General features: G+C 61.6%; 15 protein-coding genes. 2 read left to right on the top strand and 13 right to left on the bottom strand.

What is annotated here, in order from left to right; genetic code table 11:
* The first annotated feature begins 131 nt into the window (after window positions 1–131).
* Entirely contained in the window at window positions 132–377 is a 246-nt protein-coding gene (locus N6L25_RS03815; protein WP_271978028.1) for a hypothetical protein, read from the top strand.
* A gap of 195 nt (window positions 378–572) precedes the next feature.
* Here the strand turns inward: N6L25_RS03815 and N6L25_RS03810 are convergent, their stop codons facing one another.
* Together N6L25_RS03810 and N6L25_RS03805 are read right to left on the bottom strand one after the other, a co-directional pair.
* Complete coding sequence (locus tag N6L25_RS03810; RefSeq protein WP_271978026.1) at window positions 573–1,160, bottom strand: YceI family protein; 588 nt, start codon at window positions 1,158–1,160, stop codon at window positions 573–575.
* 54 nt (window positions 1,161–1,214) lie between these two features.
* Entirely contained in the window at window positions 1,215–1,772 is a 558-nt protein-coding gene (locus N6L25_RS03805; protein ID WP_271978024.1) for a cytochrome b, read from the bottom strand.
* A gap of 605 nt (window positions 1,773–2,377) precedes the next feature.
* Here N6L25_RS03805 and N6L25_RS03800 point away from each other — a divergent pair.
* On the top strand, window positions 2,378–3,685 hold the full coding sequence (locus N6L25_RS03800; protein WP_271978021.1) for an EAL domain-containing protein: 1,308 nt from the start codon (window positions 2,378–2,380) through the stop codon (window positions 3,683–3,685).
* A 4-nt stretch (window positions 3,686–3,689) separates the two neighbouring features.
* Here the strand turns inward: N6L25_RS03800 and N6L25_RS03795 are convergent, their stop codons facing one another.
* The 11 genes from N6L25_RS03795 to N6L25_RS03745 all read right to left on the bottom strand — a co-directional run bounded on the left by N6L25_RS03795 (window position 3,690) and on the right by N6L25_RS03745 (window position 18,990).
* Window positions 3,690–5,462, bottom strand: coding sequence for an SLC13 family permease (locus N6L25_RS03795; RefSeq protein WP_271978018.1), 1,773 nt, complete (start codon window positions 5,460–5,462; stop codon window positions 3,690–3,692).
* Between the two features lie 129 nt (window positions 5,463–5,591).
* On the bottom strand, window positions 5,592–6,329 hold the full coding sequence (locus tag N6L25_RS03790) for a (2Fe-2S)-binding protein (RefSeq protein WP_271978016.1): 738 nt from the start codon (window positions 6,327–6,329) through the stop codon (window positions 5,592–5,594).
* Window positions 6,330–6,337: 8 nt separating this feature from the next.
* Entirely contained in the window at window positions 6,338–7,579 is a 1,242-nt protein-coding gene (locus N6L25_RS03785) for a type III PLP-dependent enzyme (protein ID WP_271978014.1), read from the bottom strand.
* A 29-nt stretch (window positions 7,580–7,608) separates the two neighbouring features.
* A complete protein-coding gene (locus N6L25_RS03780; protein ID WP_271978012.1) occupies window positions 7,609–9,435 on the bottom strand; it encodes an IucA/IucC family protein in 1,827 nt (608 codons plus the stop codon).
* A 4-nt stretch (window positions 9,436–9,439) separates the two neighbouring features.
* A complete protein-coding gene (locus N6L25_RS03775) occupies window positions 9,440–10,630 on the bottom strand; it encodes an MFS transporter (protein WP_271978010.1) in 1,191 nt (396 codons plus the stop codon).
* Entirely contained in the window at window positions 10,627–12,498 is a 1,872-nt protein-coding gene (locus tag N6L25_RS03770) for an IucA/IucC family protein (RefSeq protein ID WP_271978009.1), read from the bottom strand. Before N6L25_RS03770 ends, N6L25_RS03775 begins: the two co-directional genes overlap by 4 nt.
* Window positions 12,495–13,709 carry an ATP-grasp domain-containing protein gene (locus N6L25_RS03765; RefSeq protein WP_271978006.1) on the bottom strand — a complete coding sequence of 405 codons (1,215 nt, stop codon included), beginning with the start codon at window positions 13,707–13,709 and terminating at the stop codon, window positions 12,495–12,497. Before N6L25_RS03765 ends, N6L25_RS03770 begins: the two co-directional genes overlap by 4 nt.
* Before the next feature lie 252 nt (window positions 13,710–13,961).
* Window positions 13,962–16,085 (bottom strand): TonB-dependent receptor family protein, encoded by a 2,124-nt coding sequence (locus N6L25_RS03760; RefSeq protein WP_271978004.1) that lies wholly within the window; start codon window positions 16,083–16,085, stop codon window positions 13,962–13,964.
* 98 nt (window positions 16,086–16,183) lie between these two features.
* Window positions 16,184–16,960 (bottom strand): HpcH/HpaI aldolase family protein, encoded by a 777-nt coding sequence (locus N6L25_RS03755; RefSeq protein WP_271978002.1) that lies wholly within the window; start codon window positions 16,958–16,960, stop codon window positions 16,184–16,186.
* A gap of 89 nt (window positions 16,961–17,049) precedes the next feature.
* Window positions 17,050–17,856, bottom strand: a complete 807-nt coding sequence (locus N6L25_RS03750) for an ABC transporter ATP-binding protein (RefSeq protein ID WP_271978000.1) — start codon at window positions 17,854–17,856, stop codon at window positions 17,050–17,052.
* A 72-nt stretch (window positions 17,857–17,928) separates the two neighbouring features.
* A complete protein-coding gene (locus tag N6L25_RS03745; RefSeq protein WP_271977997.1) occupies window positions 17,929–18,990 on the bottom strand; it encodes a FecCD family ABC transporter permease in 1,062 nt (353 codons plus the stop codon).
* Between the last annotated feature and the right edge of the window lie 9 nt (window positions 18,991–18,999).

Raw genomic sequence — 18,999 nt, 5'->3', positions numbered from 1 at the left:
GCTGCTGAGGCCGGATCAAACAGCCAATCCTTTCCAATAGCGGAATTCACGAATGGAGGGCTACCCTGGCTCGCCGTATTCTGCCGGCAGAGTACACGCCAGTCCGTTGGACGAGAGTAAGAGCGCAACCTATGACCCCAAACCTCAAAGCCTGTGGGCGAGCCTTGCTGACCGCGCTGATCAACGGATCGCTGGCTCTGCTGCTGATGCTGCTGGTTGAATTCGCGATCAGTGGAACCCTGCGGATTACCGCCCCCTACCTGTGGGCCGGCGTATTGGTTTGCCTGGTCATCTTCATCGCCCAGTTCCTGCGCCAACGTCACCTGTGCCGCTGCGGCCATGGCTCACAACAGTCCGCCAGCCAAACACGCCGCTGACACCACGGCCGCCCGCGCGATTGCACCTTCCATTCTAGCGGAAACAACGACATCCGCAGTTTCAACCTATCAGCCGGTAATCGGGTGCGCAGAGATACGCCCATGGGAGCGTCAAGATAAAAGGTGGGAAGTCGGCCAGCACCGGGTATCACTTTTCAAAGGACACCAAGCCCTGGCCGTAGCGGAGTCAGCAGATTACTGCCGCACCCCTTCAATGGAGATGATCATTTCCACGGTTTGTGAGACCGGGCCCAGGTCCATGGGGATTCCAAAATCCGCCAACTCGAGTTCGGTCTCCGCTTCAAAGCCCATGCGGTAGCCACCCCAGGGGTCTTCACCATGGCCGATCAGTTCGGCTTCCAGGGTCACTTCACGGGTCACGCCACGGAGGGTCAGGTCTCCCACGATATCAGCCTCGTCACCGTCTTCATCGATGGTGATACGCTTGCTCTGAAAAGTAGCCTGGGGAAACTCGTCCACAAACAGGAAATCTTCGCTGCGCAGGTGCTTGTCCCGCTCGGCATGGTTGGAATCCACGCTGTCGGTATTGATGGTCACATTGACCGAGCTCGCCGCCGGGTTCTCCGCATCGAAACTGAACTGACCTTCAAACTCATTGAAGCGGCCGTAAAGCCAGCTGTATCCCAAATGGGAGATTTTGAACATCACGAACTGGTGGGAGCCCTCTTTATCGAAGGCATAGACGCCGGCGCCGTCATCGGCCTGAACGCCAGAACTTAAGGCCATGGCCGCAACGGCCGAAACCAACCAACGTTTTTTCATAGTTTTCTCCTTTGATGACTGCCCATAGGCAATGAGTAACAACGACGAATCACATCAAGACCGGGGTGCCAAACCGCACATACGGCGCAGGGTTTCATCCCGGTCAAACATATGGTGTTTGATGGCGGCCAGGGCGTGCAGTAGCGCCAGCGCCACCAGTGCCCAAGTCGACCAGTAATGGATATCCCCAGCGATTTCTTCCATACCGCGAACGCGGCCGGTGAGCGACGGTACCTCAAACCAGTTGAACACCCGAATGGCGGAGCCATCGGCGGTAGAAATCAGATACCCACTCACCAGCGCGACAAAAATCAGCAGGTACAACACACCGTGGGTCAGGTGAGCGGCAAACCGCTCCCAGCGCTGGTGACTGGGCAGCGGCTCCGGGGTTGGATTGACCAAGCGCCAAAACAGCCTGAACACCATCACCAGCAGCAGAAGAATGCCGATGCTACGGTGGATATGCGGAGCGGTCCGGTACCAGGGGTCGTAGTAGCTCAGATCGACCATGTAATACCCCAGCCCAAACAGCCCAAGGATTGCCAGCGCAACGCCCCAATGCAGAATCACGTTCACCAGGCCAAATCGGGTTGACGTATTTTTCAGCGGCATGCCGCAATTTCCTTTCAATAAATTCAGCAGGTTGAGAAAACCAGTTTAGAAATGCGCCCTGCAAAAACCAACCGAAATGTTTTGGCCTGAACGTTCAAATTATTTGATGGAAATTGATAGGCCCCGGCACCATCGGGCCAGCCGAGCCACCCTCGCCCCGGCCACCTTTAGTCTGATTCGGGTTTTACGGATTGAGCGGATTTGTGCAACTAATAGAATTAACACCTATCAGCGACCACCCCAACAGGAGGAGGCATCATGGAAGTCGAATTTGACGAAAGTGTCGTCGTTCCAAGCAACAACTAATCACGCTTTCCAGAGGGTGTCGCCAGGCGCTTCAACATCGAGCCGGCGGCACCGCCACTGCGTATTTAATTTAATCAACCACTTCCCTTTTGCATCACCGGTTTCCCGGCCTGCACGCTCTGGGCCCATTCCCATCGGCGCCATTCGTTGCACGCACGCTGGCGTAACGCTGGCAGTGGCATGTCCCCCGAAACTCTGGCAAGCTCTGTTGGTTTGTCGAACATGAAGACTCAGGGGGGCCGTCGCTGTCGCAGCGACCGGCCGCAGTATCTGCCTTAATCCGATGTCAGTAGTGCTCCATGTCCAAGTTACTGCCCCAACCGCTGGCGACCACGGAATTCAGCCTGATCGCGCCCTTGCTGAACCAAAGTGAATCTGGCTGGAGCGCCGATTACCAGGGACTGACACTCAAAACTGCGCTGCAACCCATTTACAGCATCTCCCACCAACGGGTTGTTGGCTACGAGGCCCTGGTTCGGGCCTACGACACCGACCAGGCCCGCGTTTTGCCGATTCACCTTTTCCAGCTGCCCCGGGACGCGGCCGAAAACCTGTTGCTGGATCGGCTTTGCCGTTACCTCCACCTGCAAAATTTCGCCGCATTCAGTGACCCGATCAACTGGCTGTTCCTCAACGTATCACCGCAGGTGGTGGCCAATGGCCGACGCTGCGACTCATTCTTTGGCCAGTTGTTGGAACGCACCGGACTGGCGCCACATCGAGTGGTCATTGAAATTGTCGAGCAGCCCACGGACGATGCCGGCCAGCTCCAGGAAGCCGTCAATTACTATCAGGCACTGGGCTGTCTGACCGCGATCGATGATTTCGGCGCCGGCCACTCCAATTTTGAACGGATCTGGAACCTGTCACCGGACATCGTGAAGCTGGACCGCTCGCTGCTGACCCGGGCCACCCGGGACCGCAAAGCCAGGCACATCCTCAACGGCATGGTGGCGCTGCTCCACCAGTCCGGCTGCCTGGTATTGCTGGAAGGCGTGGAAACCCGGGATCAAGCCATGATCGCCATCGATGCCGGTGTCGACTTCGTGCAGGGTTTCTTTTTCTGCCACCCCACCACCGATCTGTCGACGCTGCGGAAACAGGCCCCGGACATCAGCGCCCTGCTGGCGGAGTACAAGAACGGCAAGCGGCTGGATCAGGACCCGATTGCCGGCATCATCCCCCAGTTCAGCGGCCACTTCCTGACAGCGATCAAGGGGCTTAATGAGGGGATGCAACTGGAGCAGGCCTGCCAGGCACTGCTCGATCATCCCGCGGCTTCCCGCTGCTACCTCATGGACATCAACGGGATACAGATAGACCGGACCGCCACGGCGGCAGCCCCCAAGCACCGACAGGACCGTCGTTTCCTGCCCCTGGAGAATACGGAAAGCGCCGATGGTTTTCGGCAAAACTACCTGAAGCAGGCGCTGGCGCAGCCCAACATCCTGCAGGCCACCACGCCTTACCTCTCAGTCACCGGCGCGCACATGTGCATCACCCTGTCCCTGGCTTATTACCAGTGCGGTCGCCTGCAGGTATTGTGCTGCGACCTACTGGCGGCCCAGATGGCGCCACCAGAGGCCCGACCCCGGGCGATCGGCTAGTGTCCTAGAGCGGAATATCGTAGACCAGGGCGATGACCGCCACGCTCACCAGCCCGATAAAGAAATTAAACGGCAAACCAATCTTGACGAAGTCCAGGAAGCGATAGCCTCCCGGGCCGAACACCATCATATTGGTCTGGTATCCCAGGGGGGTGGCGAAGCTGGCCGACGCGGCCATCATCACGGCAATGATGAATGGCTCCGGCGCAATGCCCAGAACGCCGGTCATCGAGAGCACCACCGGCACCACCAACACCGCTGCCGCATTGTTGGTGATCACTTCGGTCAGCACCGAGACCACCAGATAGACCAGCATCAAGGTCAGCAAGGGGTGACCCGCGCTGAGGCCCAGAATCTCCTGTGCCATGTAGGCGGCGGCCCCGGTTGACTCCAGCGCGGCCCCCAGGGCAAAAGAAGACGCAATCGTCAGCATCACCGGAACATCCACCGCCTTTTGCGCCTGCCCGACGGAGCAACAACCGCTCATGATCATCAAGGCCGCGCCGATCAAGGCCGCATTGAGCATACTGGTAACCCCGAGCGCGGCTGCAGCCACCAGCACCAGCAGAATGCCCCAGGAAACAAAGGCGCGGTCATGCCGCGGGGTTTGGGTGTCGAGGTCGTTGATCAGCAAAAAGTCCTTGGCGTATCGCTGGCGGCTGAGAAAGGCCGGTCGTGCTTCCAACAGCAACACATCCCCCGGCCGCAGCCGAATATTGCCCAGATTGCCGGACACCCGTTCGCCGCCCCTGGCCACCGCCAGCACCACGGCACCATAGCGATCCCGGAACCGGGCATCGCGAATGGTTAACCCCAGCACATCCGATTGCGGAGACAAGGCCGCCTCTACCAGGCAGCGTTCGGCCCGATCCTGACTCAGGCTGGGTTCATCCTCATGCACCGACGGCACGATCCCGTTGATTCTCAGCAGGTCGGAAATGGCCTGGGTCTCCCCGGCGAACACCAGCCGGTCGCCGCCGCGCAGACGTTCCTCTGACGGCACCGCCGTCACCACGCTGCCATCCCGTTCAATTTCAACCAGGTAAAGTCGGTCCAGCTCCCGTAGCCCGGCTTCGCCGACACTCTTGCCCACCAGCGGGCCGTCGAAGGCGACCGCCACCTCCAGCGTGAACTCGCGCATGGAGCCGAATTTTTGCTGGTCCTTACGGTCCGGCAACAGGCGCGGCAATACCAGCAACATGGTCGCAAGACCCACGAGAGCCACTGGCAGCCCCACGGCGGTAATCGAGAAAATGGAGAATCCTGGTTCACCGGTCAGCTGTCGGTACTGGCCATTGACCACCAGGTTGGTGCTGGTGCCAATCAGCGTCAGGGTGCCACCGAGAATCGCGGAATAGCTGAGTGGAATCATCAGCTTCGACGGCGCAATGCCGATCTTGCGGGACCAGGCATGGATGGCGGGGATCATGGTGGCAACCACCGGGGTGTTGTTAAGGAAACCGCTCAACAGCGACACCGGTAGCGCAATACGGGCCTGGGCCGAGCGGACGGTTCGGGGCGAGCGCAGCAGGTACTGGACCACCAGATCGACTCCGCCGGAATGGTGGATACCCGCCGCAACCACGAACATGGCTACCACGGTGATCAACCCGCCATTACTGAAGCCGGACAAGGCCTGCTGGGCCTCGATGATGCCGGTGGCGCTGAGCAGGATCATCACGCCCAGCATCACCAGGTGCGGCCCCAGGCGGCCAATGCTCATCAACAGCAGCGCCAGACCCGCCAAGCCCAGCGCAAACCAGCCTTGCCATTCCATACGTGTTACTCAGGGAGGGAAAGCGCAAGAATAACGAAGATCACAAAACCAGAGAAAGAATAACGAATGCTTTTAAAAGCATTTATATGCATAAGGAACCAAACCGCAAGGGCCCGTCAATGCAAGTCCTCAGCCTATCCCGCAAGTGCCGCAAAAACTTTCGCCAGGGAGTTGGTATTTGAAGCAGCAACCGCGGCGACGCAAGACGAAATCCATTGCCGTTCCCGCCTGGCTCACTGGCGCCCACTGGAGGTAGCGGCAGAGCCTCGGGTCCAGCTGTTCCAGCACCGCCATTGCCGCCGGGGCCAGGATGGCCGAATCGAGTTCACCGCGCAGCCGAATCCACGGTTGCGCCAGCGCCAGTGCGGTCGTGCTCCAGAAAGAAGCGGCACCGAGCTGCAACCGCTGGCGAAATAATCGCTCCAGCGCGGCCACCAGCACCCCGACGTCAGCAAGCAGACGGGACTCATCCAGTGGGCTGGCGCTCGGGTCGCCAGCCACAAAGGCGACCCCGTAGCGGTCGGCACCGGCGTCCCGGCGCAGCCAGAGCTGGCTGGGCGCGACGGCAAACTCCCTCCCCCGGGCCAGCGCGGCCACCCAAACCGGCGCCAGCAGATCGAGACAGATCTGCTTGTACAACTGGGACAGCGCAACCCGCCTGGAGGGTAATGAACCCGCGTCCAGGTCCGCTTGCAGCCATGGCTGCACCAGGCTGTGCTCGGCCAGCAACCGACTCAGTGGCAGCCAGCCTTGCGCCCGCCCGGCATCGCCCTCGAGACGCGGCACCGTCACCGCCAAGGCTTTCAGGCAGTGGCCGCGGGCACTGGGATCGTCCGGCAGCACCGGCTCAAGCAACGAAGACAGCACCGGTCCCCCTAGGGTGCCACCACCACCCGGCCGCCGTCGAAATAACCACAGCGCGGTCGGGGATGACGCAGGAAGTCATGATGGGAGATGTTCCAGGCGTAGGCACCGGCGTAGGGGAAGACCAGCCAGTCCCCCACCGCCACCCGGTCTAATGGTACTTGCTGCGCCAGCACATCCTTGGGCGTACACAGCTGGCCCACGATGGTAACCGGCTCGCGCTCCAGCACCGCTGGCGGATTCCCTGCGCCGCCGGTACGGGATTCCGCTTGGCTACGGGATACCACATGGAAAGGATGGCTATGGCTCTGTGCGGCGGGTGTCCGGAAGTGGTGGGTGCCGCCACGCGCCACCGCGAACCACTGGCCGAGGTTGCGCTTGAGATCCAGCACCTCCATCACGTAGTAGCCGCACGCCGCCGTCACGTAGCGGCCAAATTCGAAGCGGATGGTCCAGTCTTGCATCTGCTCCTGCTCGATCAGGGTTGCCAGCCCCTGGCTGAACACCGGCCAGTTGAACTGGTTGTCCGGCTCCACGTAGTTGATACCAATGCCGCCCCCGACATTAACGTGCCGACTCTCGAGGCCATAGTCATTACACCAGCGTTTCACCTGACGGCAGTACCCCTGCAGCAGGCGCAGGTGGGCCGCGGCGTCCAGCTGGTGCGACAACAGGTGAAAGTGGAATCCCTGTAGCCGCAGATTCGGCTGAGTGGGCAACCACGCCAGAATCCCTTCCAGCTCCGACTCATCGAGGCCAAAGGGCGTAGGTCGCCCGCCCATGGTCAGGGTGGTACTGGGCAGTTCTGCCAAAGTTAAGTTGATGCGCAGCAGGATATCGACCGGCCGCCCCGCCTCGTCCGCTAACCGAGCCAGGCGCTCCAGCTCGAGCCGGCTCTCCACGTGGATCAGCTCCACCTGGGCATCGATGGCGGCGCGCAGCTCTGATTCCAGCTTGCCGGGCCCGCCGAAGATCAGCGGCACCTCGGCAAAGTGCTCACGGAGCCAGTGCAGCTCCCCGCCGGAGGCCACCTCGAAGCCATGAACATGGTCCGCCAGCACTTGCAGTACCGGCGTCTCGGCGTTGGCCTTGGCGGCGTAGAACAACTGGCATTGCGGCGGCAGACTGGCAACCAGCTGTTGGATATGAGTACGCAAACCGTCCAGGTCGTACACATAGGCGCACAAGGGGTCGTTTTCAGTGGCGGCAAGCTCCGTCGCCACCGCCACCGCAAGGTCATAATTCAGTTGCATGGTCATTACCTTTGTTCGACGATCTGCCGCTATGGATGTTGGGTGCCTAAGGGGTGGTGGAGCGAGACGTATTGGGAATCCCGATCGGCGCGCTTGAACACCCGGGTCAACAGGTTGGTTTTATAGGGAAACGCCTCGCCCCGCAGCAGGCCACCGATATGGACATCGGACATGGCACAGCCATGGCGGGCCTGGTATCTGGCCAGTCGTTCCCGCAGCCGCTGCCACAGCCGCTGCTCCAAACTGGCATCAGCGCCAGCCAGATGGAACAGCGCCTGAAACAGGTTGTTGGCCAGCAGACAGTAGGCCACCCGCCCCCAACCCTGAGATGCCCCGTACAGTACGGACTTTCTGGCCCGATTCCCCATTTCCAGCAGCTGCTGTTCCGGCCAGCGCTCCTGGACCAGTTTCGTGCCTTCCAGATCCCGCAACAGCACTTGCGCCGGCAGGTCCCCATCGAGGCAGATCACCACGTTCTGGAGATGCGGTTCGAACACCACCCCATGATGGAAGAAGCAATACAGTACCGGCTCCAGCACTCGTTCAAGATAGGCATCAAACCAGACCAGGGCGGCACTGGCGGGGTCCAACCCACGCCGGCGAGCGAGCCGGGAAACATAACGCCACACCGGACTGACTCCAGTCACATCCTCCTGAAACAGGGCAGCGGCGAGCATGGGGGTGAAGCCTTTGGCAAGGCTCGGCGCCAGCCCGTCCCGCAGCAACATACCGTAGCCTTCGGTCAACAGCGTCTGCTCTTCCTTCGTGTGGTCATCGAATCGCACCGACACGTACGCCGGCTCATACAGCACGCCGGTATCCGGGAACAGCTGCGACAGCCCCCGCAAACGGGACCGTAGAATCGAACTCAACGCCACCGCACTTTCGAGTTCATAGTAGGAATTCTTGCGCACGCAGTTGGTGAGTCGCATGTGCAGGGAGAATTTATAGAAGTACTCAGCTGTTGAGGAGTACAGGGTTCTCACCGACGCGGTGGGGTGAAACTCCGGTCCAGAGACCCCCAGTTCGTGCAAGCGGCCCGAGGCCAGAGCGGCTTGCACCAGCGGCTGGCGGCGCATGTAATCCGCCTGCCAGGGATGCATGGGCAAGGCGGTGTAGCCGTCTGGCACCGCAAGATCCGCAGGTGACAGCGCGGTCAGCCAGTCGTCGCCGAGGTGCTCGGCATTAGCGGCAAACAACAGATCCTCATGTCGAACCGCGAGGTATTCCAGCTGAAAAGCCGCTCCCACTTCCGGCGAGTAACGACGTGTATCCTCGGCGCTGAAACCTTCTCGGCTCTTGGGCGTCGGGTGGAAGGCATGACCGAACGTCAGTGCCTGCTCGGAAGCAACATAGCCGCGAGCGCCTTCACCCCACTCGATTAATGCCGGCGCCTTTGCCACGAACTCTTGCATCATCTGCGCGCTGTTGAGTATCTGGCGATACAGTTCGGCGTTAAACGGCTCCTCAAACTGCCGGGCCATGGAGTCCAGCAACAGCGCGGCCAACTGACGGTAGTCCAGTCGCTTCCAGCCTTGTCCTTTGGCTTTGTGGAACGGTGCTGACAAGTACCGGAAGTTCAGGCTGCCGGAAGCCCGTAGCACCGCGATTGCCACGCTGCCTCGCTCGGCGGGTAGTTGGATTTGCAGTACCGCACCGCTGTGCCCGGTTACGGCGGCCCGCTGATACAAAGCCTGAGGCCAACGCCCGCCCTGCATGGCTTCAACACTCAGGCACTCTGCTGGCGCGGCCACATCCCGGCAGTAACAGTTCAGGAGCGCTTCAATTGAGCGCTGATTGGCCAAATCACTGTGTGTCTTGGTGAGAAAATAGTCTTGATAGGCGGGACTGCCCATGGGATCACTCCTTTGCCAAGGTTGTAGTGGTGTTCCGGAACGAGAGCAATAGCGCCAGGGCCAACAGTGTCAGTGCCGCGCTGGCGGCGCCGAGCCAGAACGGCGCCGTCAACCCCAAGGGCACACTTGCCAGGCCGGCGACCAGGCCGGCTGCCACACCGGCCCATTTGGAGCCGCTGTCGAGCGACCCAAACAGCCGACCACTGCGTCGCGACACCAGAGCGCTGCTGACCAGGCGGTGAAGCCCGATAAAGCACAGTGTCATTGCCGCGCCCATGACCACACGTCCAGGAATCAGCTGAATCCAGTCAGCTGCGACGGCCTGGACTGGCAGTGCCAGCACCAGCAATCCAAGGCCTGCCGCGATGACATGGATGGCCGACATGGACTCGGTCAGACGGGCAATGGCCCAGACCGACAACAGATAAACCAGATGAGGCAGGCTGAACAACAGCCCCGCCTGCAGCGTCGAAGCGCCGATTTGTTGCGCGAAAGACACGAAGTACGGAAAGGTGACCACCGTGCAGAAGGCAAACCCGAACTGAAGCCCGTAGAGCCACCCAAATGGCCATGGCCGGTTACCCGACGGCGGCTCTTCGGCTCGAGGCGACTCGGGCGCGGTTTCGGCTTGCGGTTGCAGGGTGGCCGGCGCCCACCACAGCAACAAAGCGGCCAGCAACGGCAACAGGGCCAGATAGCCATAGAGACTCAGGGGACGAAGTTGCATCACCAAAAAGCCGAACAGTACCGGGGCTGCAACCATCGCCGCCCGCGCCGAGCCCTGCATGAGATTCAGGCAGCGCGCCAACGCTTCACCGCGCACGAAGGTGCTGAGATAGGCGTTGGAGGCCGCAAAGGTGCCACCAAAGACGCCTTGCACCACCAGGGCCAGCACGAACATCCACAGGCTGTCGGCCAGGCTGGCCAAGCCAAATCCCAGCGCCAGCCCAAGCTGGGCCCGCAACAGCGACACTTTCTTGCCAAAGCGATCGGCAAATCGTCCCCACCAGGGGCTGGTCAGGGCGGTACACACCGTTGGCACCACGTAGCACCAGCCGATCACAAAGCCAGCACTGACACCGAGCGAATCCGCCAGGATCAAGCCGAAGAACGGCGGCATGCCCAAAGCCGCCAAGGCCGCCGTGAAATGGCAGAACAACACCAGCATCACCTGCCGCCGCTGGGCGCGGTTCATGATGTCGCCTCAACGTCCTGGCGGAGAAAGTTGGGGGCGGTTTCGCCATAGAACTTGTTGATATCCGCCGCTCCGGTGCTCGCCTTGCTCTCCAGGCTGCCAGCCCGCAGCAGATATTTGGCGGGGAGCCGTTCTGCCTGCAACAGGACTTCGTCGGCCAGCCGGGTATCCAGCCCTTCCTGATGCAGCTCCCGCAATTGCCGCTCTACGCTGCCGCGCAACTGCCGGTAACCCGCCTGCCGGTCCATAAGTCCTCTCGCGATCAAGCCTTCCAATGGCACCGCCAGATTCAGCTGCAAGCTGATGGTGATGAACATCTGCGCCAACGCCTGTTCACCGTCAGCCAGAATACGTCGATCCTGAAGCTGATCGGCACGGTGAGCCAGCTCCGGGCAGACGGCAGCCAGCCGCTCCAGCCAGATGCGCGGCGCATCGTTATCCTTCAGCAGTAACCGCAACGGCTGCCCGGACTCCAGCACCAGCATCGAATTCTGCTGGTTCGACTCCAGGGCAATGCCATAGCGCAGCCACAGCCGCAGATGCAGGGTCAAGGTGAGGTCAAGGTACTCCTGCCACAGGGCCGCCAGATCACCGTGGTAGAACTCCGCCGCCACAACTTCCACCGTCGTCCGACCGTCGGCACCCTCCGCCAACAAACCGGCCACACTGATCAGCGAGGCATTGGCCAGCTCCGCCGGATAGCCACGCAGAATAAAGCCGAGGAAGTTCTGCGCCGCCACATGCCCACCGCGCTGCTCGTCGGTGAGCAGGAGCCGGTCCTGCAATGCCCCATCGTCGGCGGCAATTCGCCGTAACACGGTCTGTACCCGATGCCCATCCCCTATGGTGCTGGGTTTCACGGTGCGAATATTCTTACTGCCCAACGTACGAATGGTCAGGGGTACTTTGAGATGGGTGCCGGGATCCGCTTCGATCACCAGTGTGCGCACCGACAGGGTTGGCCTGACCCGCAGCGCCGATTCCGGGGCGCGAATGACCTCGCCGTCCAGGCCGGACTCCTGCAGGTATCCGTCCAGTGCCGCATGCCACAATGCCGGATGCACCGGCACCAGCTGGTAACACCCCTGCAGCTCCGGCGACAACCCGACCTTGGCAAAACTCGGCCAGTATTCGGGGACTTGATCCAGCGTCCCCTCGAACAGGGATGAGGGAACCGCCAACCAGCGCAGTTCGAAGGCCTGCTGAAACTCCGGGGCATAGGCCGCCAGCTCTCGCGGGCCAAAGCCCAGCTTGGCCCGTGCCGACGGGTAAAAGGGGTGGTCCAGGAATGCCGCCAGGCGGTCGTAGAACAGAAAGCGGCCGCTCCAGTTATTCGCCGCCGGCCAGGCATCCCCCTGGTGCTGCAGTTCGTTGAACCAGCGGCGACGCTCGGCCTCGCACAGCAGCCGGTGCGAAACCGCAACGTCACACTCATGCGCATAGTCGGTATAGAGCCCAGCGGCCTCCTCCGGCAGCCCGACGGCGAGCCGTGCCAAGAGTTCCCGGTAATCCGGGACCCACTGTGCGCCTTGCTCGGGGTGGTAGTGCATCACCACGCCAGCGGCCGACCGCCACGATTGCATGAATTCGCCAGGGTTCACCAGAAACCACAACGATGTGCGATCGGCCAGGGGGTAGCACAGCCAGTGCGCCCCCTCCGGCAGACTCTGAGCAAGGGTAAAAGGGGCACCAGCCGACGGCAGCAGCTGGCTGCGTGCAATCAACCCCTGGGCGTCTTCACGCAACAAGGTATCGATCAAGCGCAGGCTGACGTAATCGACGGCGGCCCGCCGCTCGATGCCAGGCTGCGATGCCGATGGTGGTGCTGATAGTGCCGATACGGTCTCGCCGGACCCGAATGCAGTCATGAGCCAATCTCCCATGCCGGCAGCAACGCCCTGGCCTGCTCGCCGACCCGCTCGTGCAGGGTCTCAAGATCGGCGCCATAGGCCTTGATCACCCCCAGATAGTCTTTGTTGGAACGGGACAGCACGATTCGCTCTCCGGCTTGACGAAGTGGATGGAAGCTGAGTTCGCCTTGGCCCAGCGGCCTGGTGAAGCCATCAGGGGCCTGACTGATCCGACCTTCGCGGCTGGCCACGAGGTATTCAATCAGCGCGTGGCCCCTCTCCACGGTGAGTTCAGGCAGCGGCTCGCCCAGGTGCAATCGCAGGATCGTTTCAAACAACGGGAATGGGAACAGCCGGTCGAGCAAGAGTTCGCGGCCATCGCCAACACTGCGGTAGTTGATTTCAATCAGCCGCGGGCCGTCTTCGGTCAACACAAACTCGCTGTGGCAGGCACCGAACTGCACGCCAAAATCGCGGATCTGGCGAACCATTTCAGCCAACTGTTCGGCGTCACCGGCTGGTACCCACTGAGCCCGTATCTCAACGAAATCCGGCGGCGGCGACAGCTCTACCCGGAAGCCCCCCAGTACCACAAAGTTCTCGCCATCCCCCAGCGTCTCCAGCGTGAACAGGTCTCCCTGCATATACGCTTCCAGCAATAACGGCTGTCCCGGGCAACGCTGCCAGAAGGCCTCCACATGACGGCGCAGCGCATCGCGGGAACTGAGTAGGCACACGTCCATACTGGCGACGCCTTCCCTGGGCTTTGCCACGACGGGGAACGGAGCCTGTGCCATGGCGGCCTCCAACGCGCCCTGGTCGGAGATCACCTGGGCCCAGGGCGCCGCCACGCCGACCTGGCGCGACCAGCTTCGCATCGCGGCCTTGTTCTTGGCCCGGTAACACACCCGCCAGTCCTTGCCGGGCAGGCTGAAATAATCCGCCGCCATCGCCGTGACCGCTTGCAAATGGTCGCTGTTGGAAAACAGCGCCGCCGGTCGCCCGCGCTGCTCCAGCAATTCAATGACGGCAATCGGGTTAAACACGTCACAGCCGACGATCTCATCGGGATAGGCAGGCATCCCCGGCGCGCTGAAATGCCGATGGTGCTCTTCGGGCTGATCGGTAAGGATGGTCACCGTTAACCCCAGCTGACGGGCCGCGGGCAGGAATCCAAGGTTGACGGCTTCGGTAACCACGTGAGTCAAAACAACCAACTCAGGACGCATAATCGTCTCCAGTCTGATGGGAGTTAGGCGGGAGAGGCTGGATACGCCTTCAGGCAACTCCTTGGCCTTGTTCAGGTTTGTCGGTGGCGGGCATCACGCTGGCACGACCTACCGAGCGCGAAGGCGTGACATCCGATGGCTGTGGTAGCCGGAAGGTGCATGTCCCGAGCCCGCCAATGAAAGAGGGCTTCTGGGTGGATTGCCCGGTACCGCGACAACCCACCCTTAACGGCCGGCATCGGCCAGTAACGCTTAGAAATCCAGCTGTGCCGACACCAGATAGGCTCGACCCGGCGCGGGTACCCGTCCTACCGGGCTCACATCGACACCACGGAAGTAGTAGTCCTCGTCCAGCAGATTGTTCACTGACAAGGCCAGGTGCAGGTTACGGGATTGCCCGACGTTGAAGTCACGACCAAGCTGGGCGTTCAGCAATACGTAATTCGGCAGTTCCCCAGCGCTGCCGTCGGCGGTCTCTTCCTCGGTGTTGGCGGCATCGCTGAAGCTCTCGCTGACGTAGTTACCGACCAGGCTGGCGTTCCACTGCTGGTAGTCATAAGCAGCACCGACCGTCACGTGATGACGGGGCGCATTCGGCAGCTCATTGCCCTTGTCGTCGCCGCTACGCTGTTCGGTGTCGAGGAAGGTATAACCCAGGCGGAACGACAGGTTGTCGGTGGCCTGCCACTGATTATCCAGCTCCAGGCCCTGGTGTCGGGTTTCGCCCAGGTTCTCGAAGCGGCTGGTCGTTCTGTCGAACTGAATCTGGTCCTTATAATCGATGCGGAACAGGGTGGCGGACGTCAGCAGATCCGGACGCAACTGAACGCGACCGCCCAGCTCATAGTTCCAGGCCGTTTCGTTTGCCACTTCCCCTTCGCGGGACACCTGGGCAATCTGCACCGGCACCAGAGACCGCTGGCCGTTGGCGAACAGGAACACCTCATCGGTGGCCTGATAGCCCACGGTCAGACCCGGCAACAGCTCTTCGGCGTGGTTGTCCTGATCGGCGCCAGCGATGTTGTCGGTGAAATCCATTTTGACGTTTTCGTAACGCACACCAGGCGTCACCGTCAGACGATCGTCCACAAAGCTCATGGTATCGCTGACATAGACCGCCACGGCTTCGGTATCCAGCGACCAGTCACGGACGTTGGTGGTGATCCCGGTGGCCAGTTCTTCCCGATTCACCAGGAACTGCACGTCTTCGGTTACATAACGCGCACCGACAATCACCGTGTGGTTGCCCTGACGCAGCGTCAGGCGCGGCTCAGTACCGTAGACCTTGAACGGCCGTGGTGAGTCGGCGACGAGGGTGGAGGGGATGGCAGGATCGGCCCAATGACCGCCGCTGCTGAAGTTCTGGCCAAAGTCGAAGGTACGGTCGGCATCGTGGGCGAAGTTGCGCCACTCGAATTTGACATCGTCACTGGGGGTATACACCCACTCCAGGGTGCCACGCACGATGTCCGCATCAAATTCATCAAAGGGGCGCTGGGACTGGGTACGGTCATCCCGGTAGGCGTCCGGGCTCAGGGCGCCGGGGAGCTCCGCCCGCACATCGTAGTACTGCAACTGAGCGGCCACTTCGTGCTCATCGTTGATGAAATAACGGCCATCCACGATGACATTGTCGACTTCGGTGTCGCTGTGATCACGGAAACCGTCGCCACGCTGCACGTTGGCCTGAAGCTGAAGCGCGAGCTTATCGGTAACGTAACCACCGGCCCGATAGTAGGTATCGCTGAACACATTGCCGGTTTCTTCGGCAATGGTCAGCTGCTGACGAATGGTCTGCTCGAGTTCGTAAGGAATCGGGCGGGTTTCGAAGTTGAGCACACCGCCCACGTTATTGGGGCCATAGTGAACCGCCGCACCGCCACGCACGATGTCGACCGCATTGATACTGGCCATGGTCACCGGGAACAGAGACACGCCTACGTTGCTGTAGGGACCAAGCGCGATGGGGTAACCATCCACCAGCAACTGTACCCGCTCCGATCGCAACGGATTCAAGCCCCGGACGCCGATGTTGGGCAGCACGCCGGTGCCGGTTTCATCCAGTACCTGCACACCCGGCGTCGAGCGCATCGCATCTTCCAGATTAAGCGCGCCGCGCTGGTGCAGCTCCTCCTGCTCAATCACGGTACGCGCCCCGGTGTAGGTTCGCGCGGACTCGTTGGTGGACTCGCCGATCCAGTCGCCAACGACTTCCAGCACGCCCAGTTCAAGCGGCTCCTGACCAGAATCCTGTGCCACGACTATGCCCGGAGCACTCGCGACCAGCAGCAGCGGCAGCCAGCTGGACGGGCCACTACCAAGTCGCTTGATGGCGCGGGCCAATGGCCGTAACGGGGTGTTGGGACGGTTATTCATTCGTTGCAAACTCCTTATTGAATTGCACTACTTTTACAAATGCGTCTTATTTACGTTTTGGAGGCGACTAAGCCCCGGTATCAGAGCAAAGCGATCCGCTAGGCCTGGTCGCGCTCGAGAAAACTCTGTCGATGGGATTTCAATTTACGAAACAGCAGCCCTCGATCTTCACCGAGGAGCAGGGCCTTGACTCCCTGCTGTCGCCAATAATCGACCTGGGATTGACTGCGCGGCAAGGCACAAAACGTCACGCCATGACGCTGGCAGGCCTGGGCGACGGTATGGATTGCGGCCTGCACGCTGGGATGCTGGGCATCGCCGGGCACACCCAGCGACTGGGACAAATCAATCGCGCCTTCCAGAATCCAGTCGATGCCGGGCACTTCGAGGATGTCGTCAATGCACTCCACCCCTTGCTGGTCCTCGATCATCATGATCACCAGGATTTCCCGGTTGGCCCGCTCAAAATAAGTGGCCAGATCGAGGGTCCCAAAGCCAGTGGTGCGCCCGCCGGTGATTCCACGCTCGCCCAGGGGGTGATAACGACTGGCGTTGACCACCTGGCGCGCCTGTTCGGGCGTGCTCACCCGGGGGATCACGATGCCTTGGGCGCCGCTGTCCAGAGCATGGGTAATGGCGTCCGGCCGACTGGCAGGCACCCGCACCAACGGGGTCAGGCCGGCGCATTCCGCCGCGCGGATCATGTTCTCGATGGATTCGGGGTTTACCGAGAGGTGCTCCATGTCGAGGATGACAAAGTCATAGCCGGCGTATCCGATCATCTCGACCAACCAGGGGCTGGGTACGGAATTCAGCAATCCGGTCACGACTTCACCCGCGGCCATTTTTGCCTTGAGGGCATTGCGGTGCAGCATCCAGGTTCTCCAGCAGTGTGTCCGCGCCGCCAGGATGTCTGTTTACTGCCAGGCGAGGACGCTATGAATCAGCCGGCGGAACTATAATGCTAACCATTCTCATTTGCAATAGTGTAGTTCAGGGAAGAGTGGAATCGACAGGACAGTTGCCGGGAATGCGGGTCTGACTCGACCTGCCCCCGAACCCGGAAGACGCGGGCCAACAGGCCTTCAGTCAACGTTGCGGCGGGTTCGCCGTGAGCGACGATGCGCCCCTGCTCCATGACCACCAGTTGATGGGCGTAACGGGCCGCCTGATTGAGGTCGTGCAGCGACATCACCACGGTCAGACCATGGTCGCGGTTCAAATCCGTCAACAGCTCCATCACTTCGAGCTGATGACCAAGATCCAGAAAGGTGGTGGGCTCATCCAGTAGCAGAATGGGCGCCTGCTGCGCCAACGCCAGGGCAATCCACACCCGCTGCCGTTCGCCACCGGAGAGCTGGGATAGTGGCCGGGCACCGTATGCCTCCAGGCCGGTGGCGGCCAGGGCCCAGGCCACGATGTCATCGTCTTCCCGGGAGCGGGCGCCCCAGAAGCCCTGGTGAGGCGAACGCCCGTAATGCACCAGCTCCGTCACCAGCAGCCCCTCCGGGGCCACCGGGTGTTGCGGCAGCAACGCCAACTGACGCGCCAGGGCCTTGCCGGACCACTGCGCGAGCGCTCTGTCACCCAGCACCACCTGGCCCGAGACCGGTTGCAGCGCCCCGCTCAACGCCTTTAACAGCGTGCTCTTGCCTGACCCGTTGGGTCCCAACAAGCAGGTGATTTCGCCCTCGGCGAGGGTCAGCGACAAATCATCGAGCACCCGGCTCTTGCCGTAATCGACGCAAATCTGTTGAGCGGACAAGCGCATAGCTGTCTCCTTAACCCGGTTGCTTGGCGGCTGGCTGGCAGGCTCGCCACAGAGAGGCCGGAACCAGATTCGTCATGACTGGCGCCTCAGCACGTAGATGAAAAACGGCACCCCAACCAACGAGGTCACCACGCCCACCGGCAGCTCATTGGCCCCGGGCATCAACCGCCCCACACCATCGGCCGCCACCACCAACAAAGCACCCAGCAGCCCACTCAGGGGCAGCTGTCGGCGCATGTCGGAGCCAACCAGTGCCCGGGCGATCGGCGGCACAAGCAACCCCACGAATCCGACGGGGCCCACCATCCCCACTGCGCTGGCCGCCAGCAGACTCGCCATGACCAGACTCAAGCCGCGCCACCGGGTGACCGCCAGCCCAAGTGACGTGGCCGACTCCTCGCCCAGCTGCAGCAGGTTCAACGGCTTCGCCATGGCGGGCAACAACAGCAGGCCCAGCAGGCTCCAGGGCAGCAAGGCCCAGATATACAGCCAGTCACGGCCATACAGCGTGCCGGCCAGCCAGGCCAGTACGGTTTCGGCATTGGCGTGTCCCCAGCCGGCGAGAATCCCGCCCACCAGGGCGTTCAATACACTGGCCACGGCGATGCCGCACAGCACCAGCCGCATCGGCGTCAGGCCGCCGGCCGCACTGAGCCGGAAGACCAGGCCTGCGGCCAGCAACCCGCCAGCGGTGGCCGCCCAAGGCATCAGATACAAGGTCGACACCTGCCAGTCCCAAACCGCAACCGTCAGCACGCCATCGGAGGCGAACAGGAACAGCAACACCGCCAGCAGGCTCGCACCGCCTGAGATGCCGAGAATGTGCGAATCCGCCAGCGGGTTACGCAACACCACCTGCAGAATGGCGCCAGCCACGGCCAGCTGCCCGCCGACCAGCAAACCCAGCAACAGCCGCGGCATACGCAACTGCCAGAGTACGTCGGCGGCCACCGCATCGGGCCCAGCCGCCGCATCCACCGAAGACCAGAGTGTTTGCCACAGCAGGCCAAACGGTAGGGTCACCGCGCCCGCCAGCAGATTGACGACGATGGCAGCCACAGCCACCAACATCAGCCCCAACACCAGCATGAGACGATGGCGCGACAGCTGCAGTAACCACCCTGGATTCGACATCGGCTCCCC

Source organism: Marinobacter sp. SS21, assembly GCF_028369065.1.
Lineage (GTDB): Bacteria > Pseudomonadota > Gammaproteobacteria > Pseudomonadales > Oleiphilaceae > Marinobacter.
Note: the sequence above shows the minus strand (reverse complement) of the source record. Positions and strands in the feature narration are given on the sequence as shown.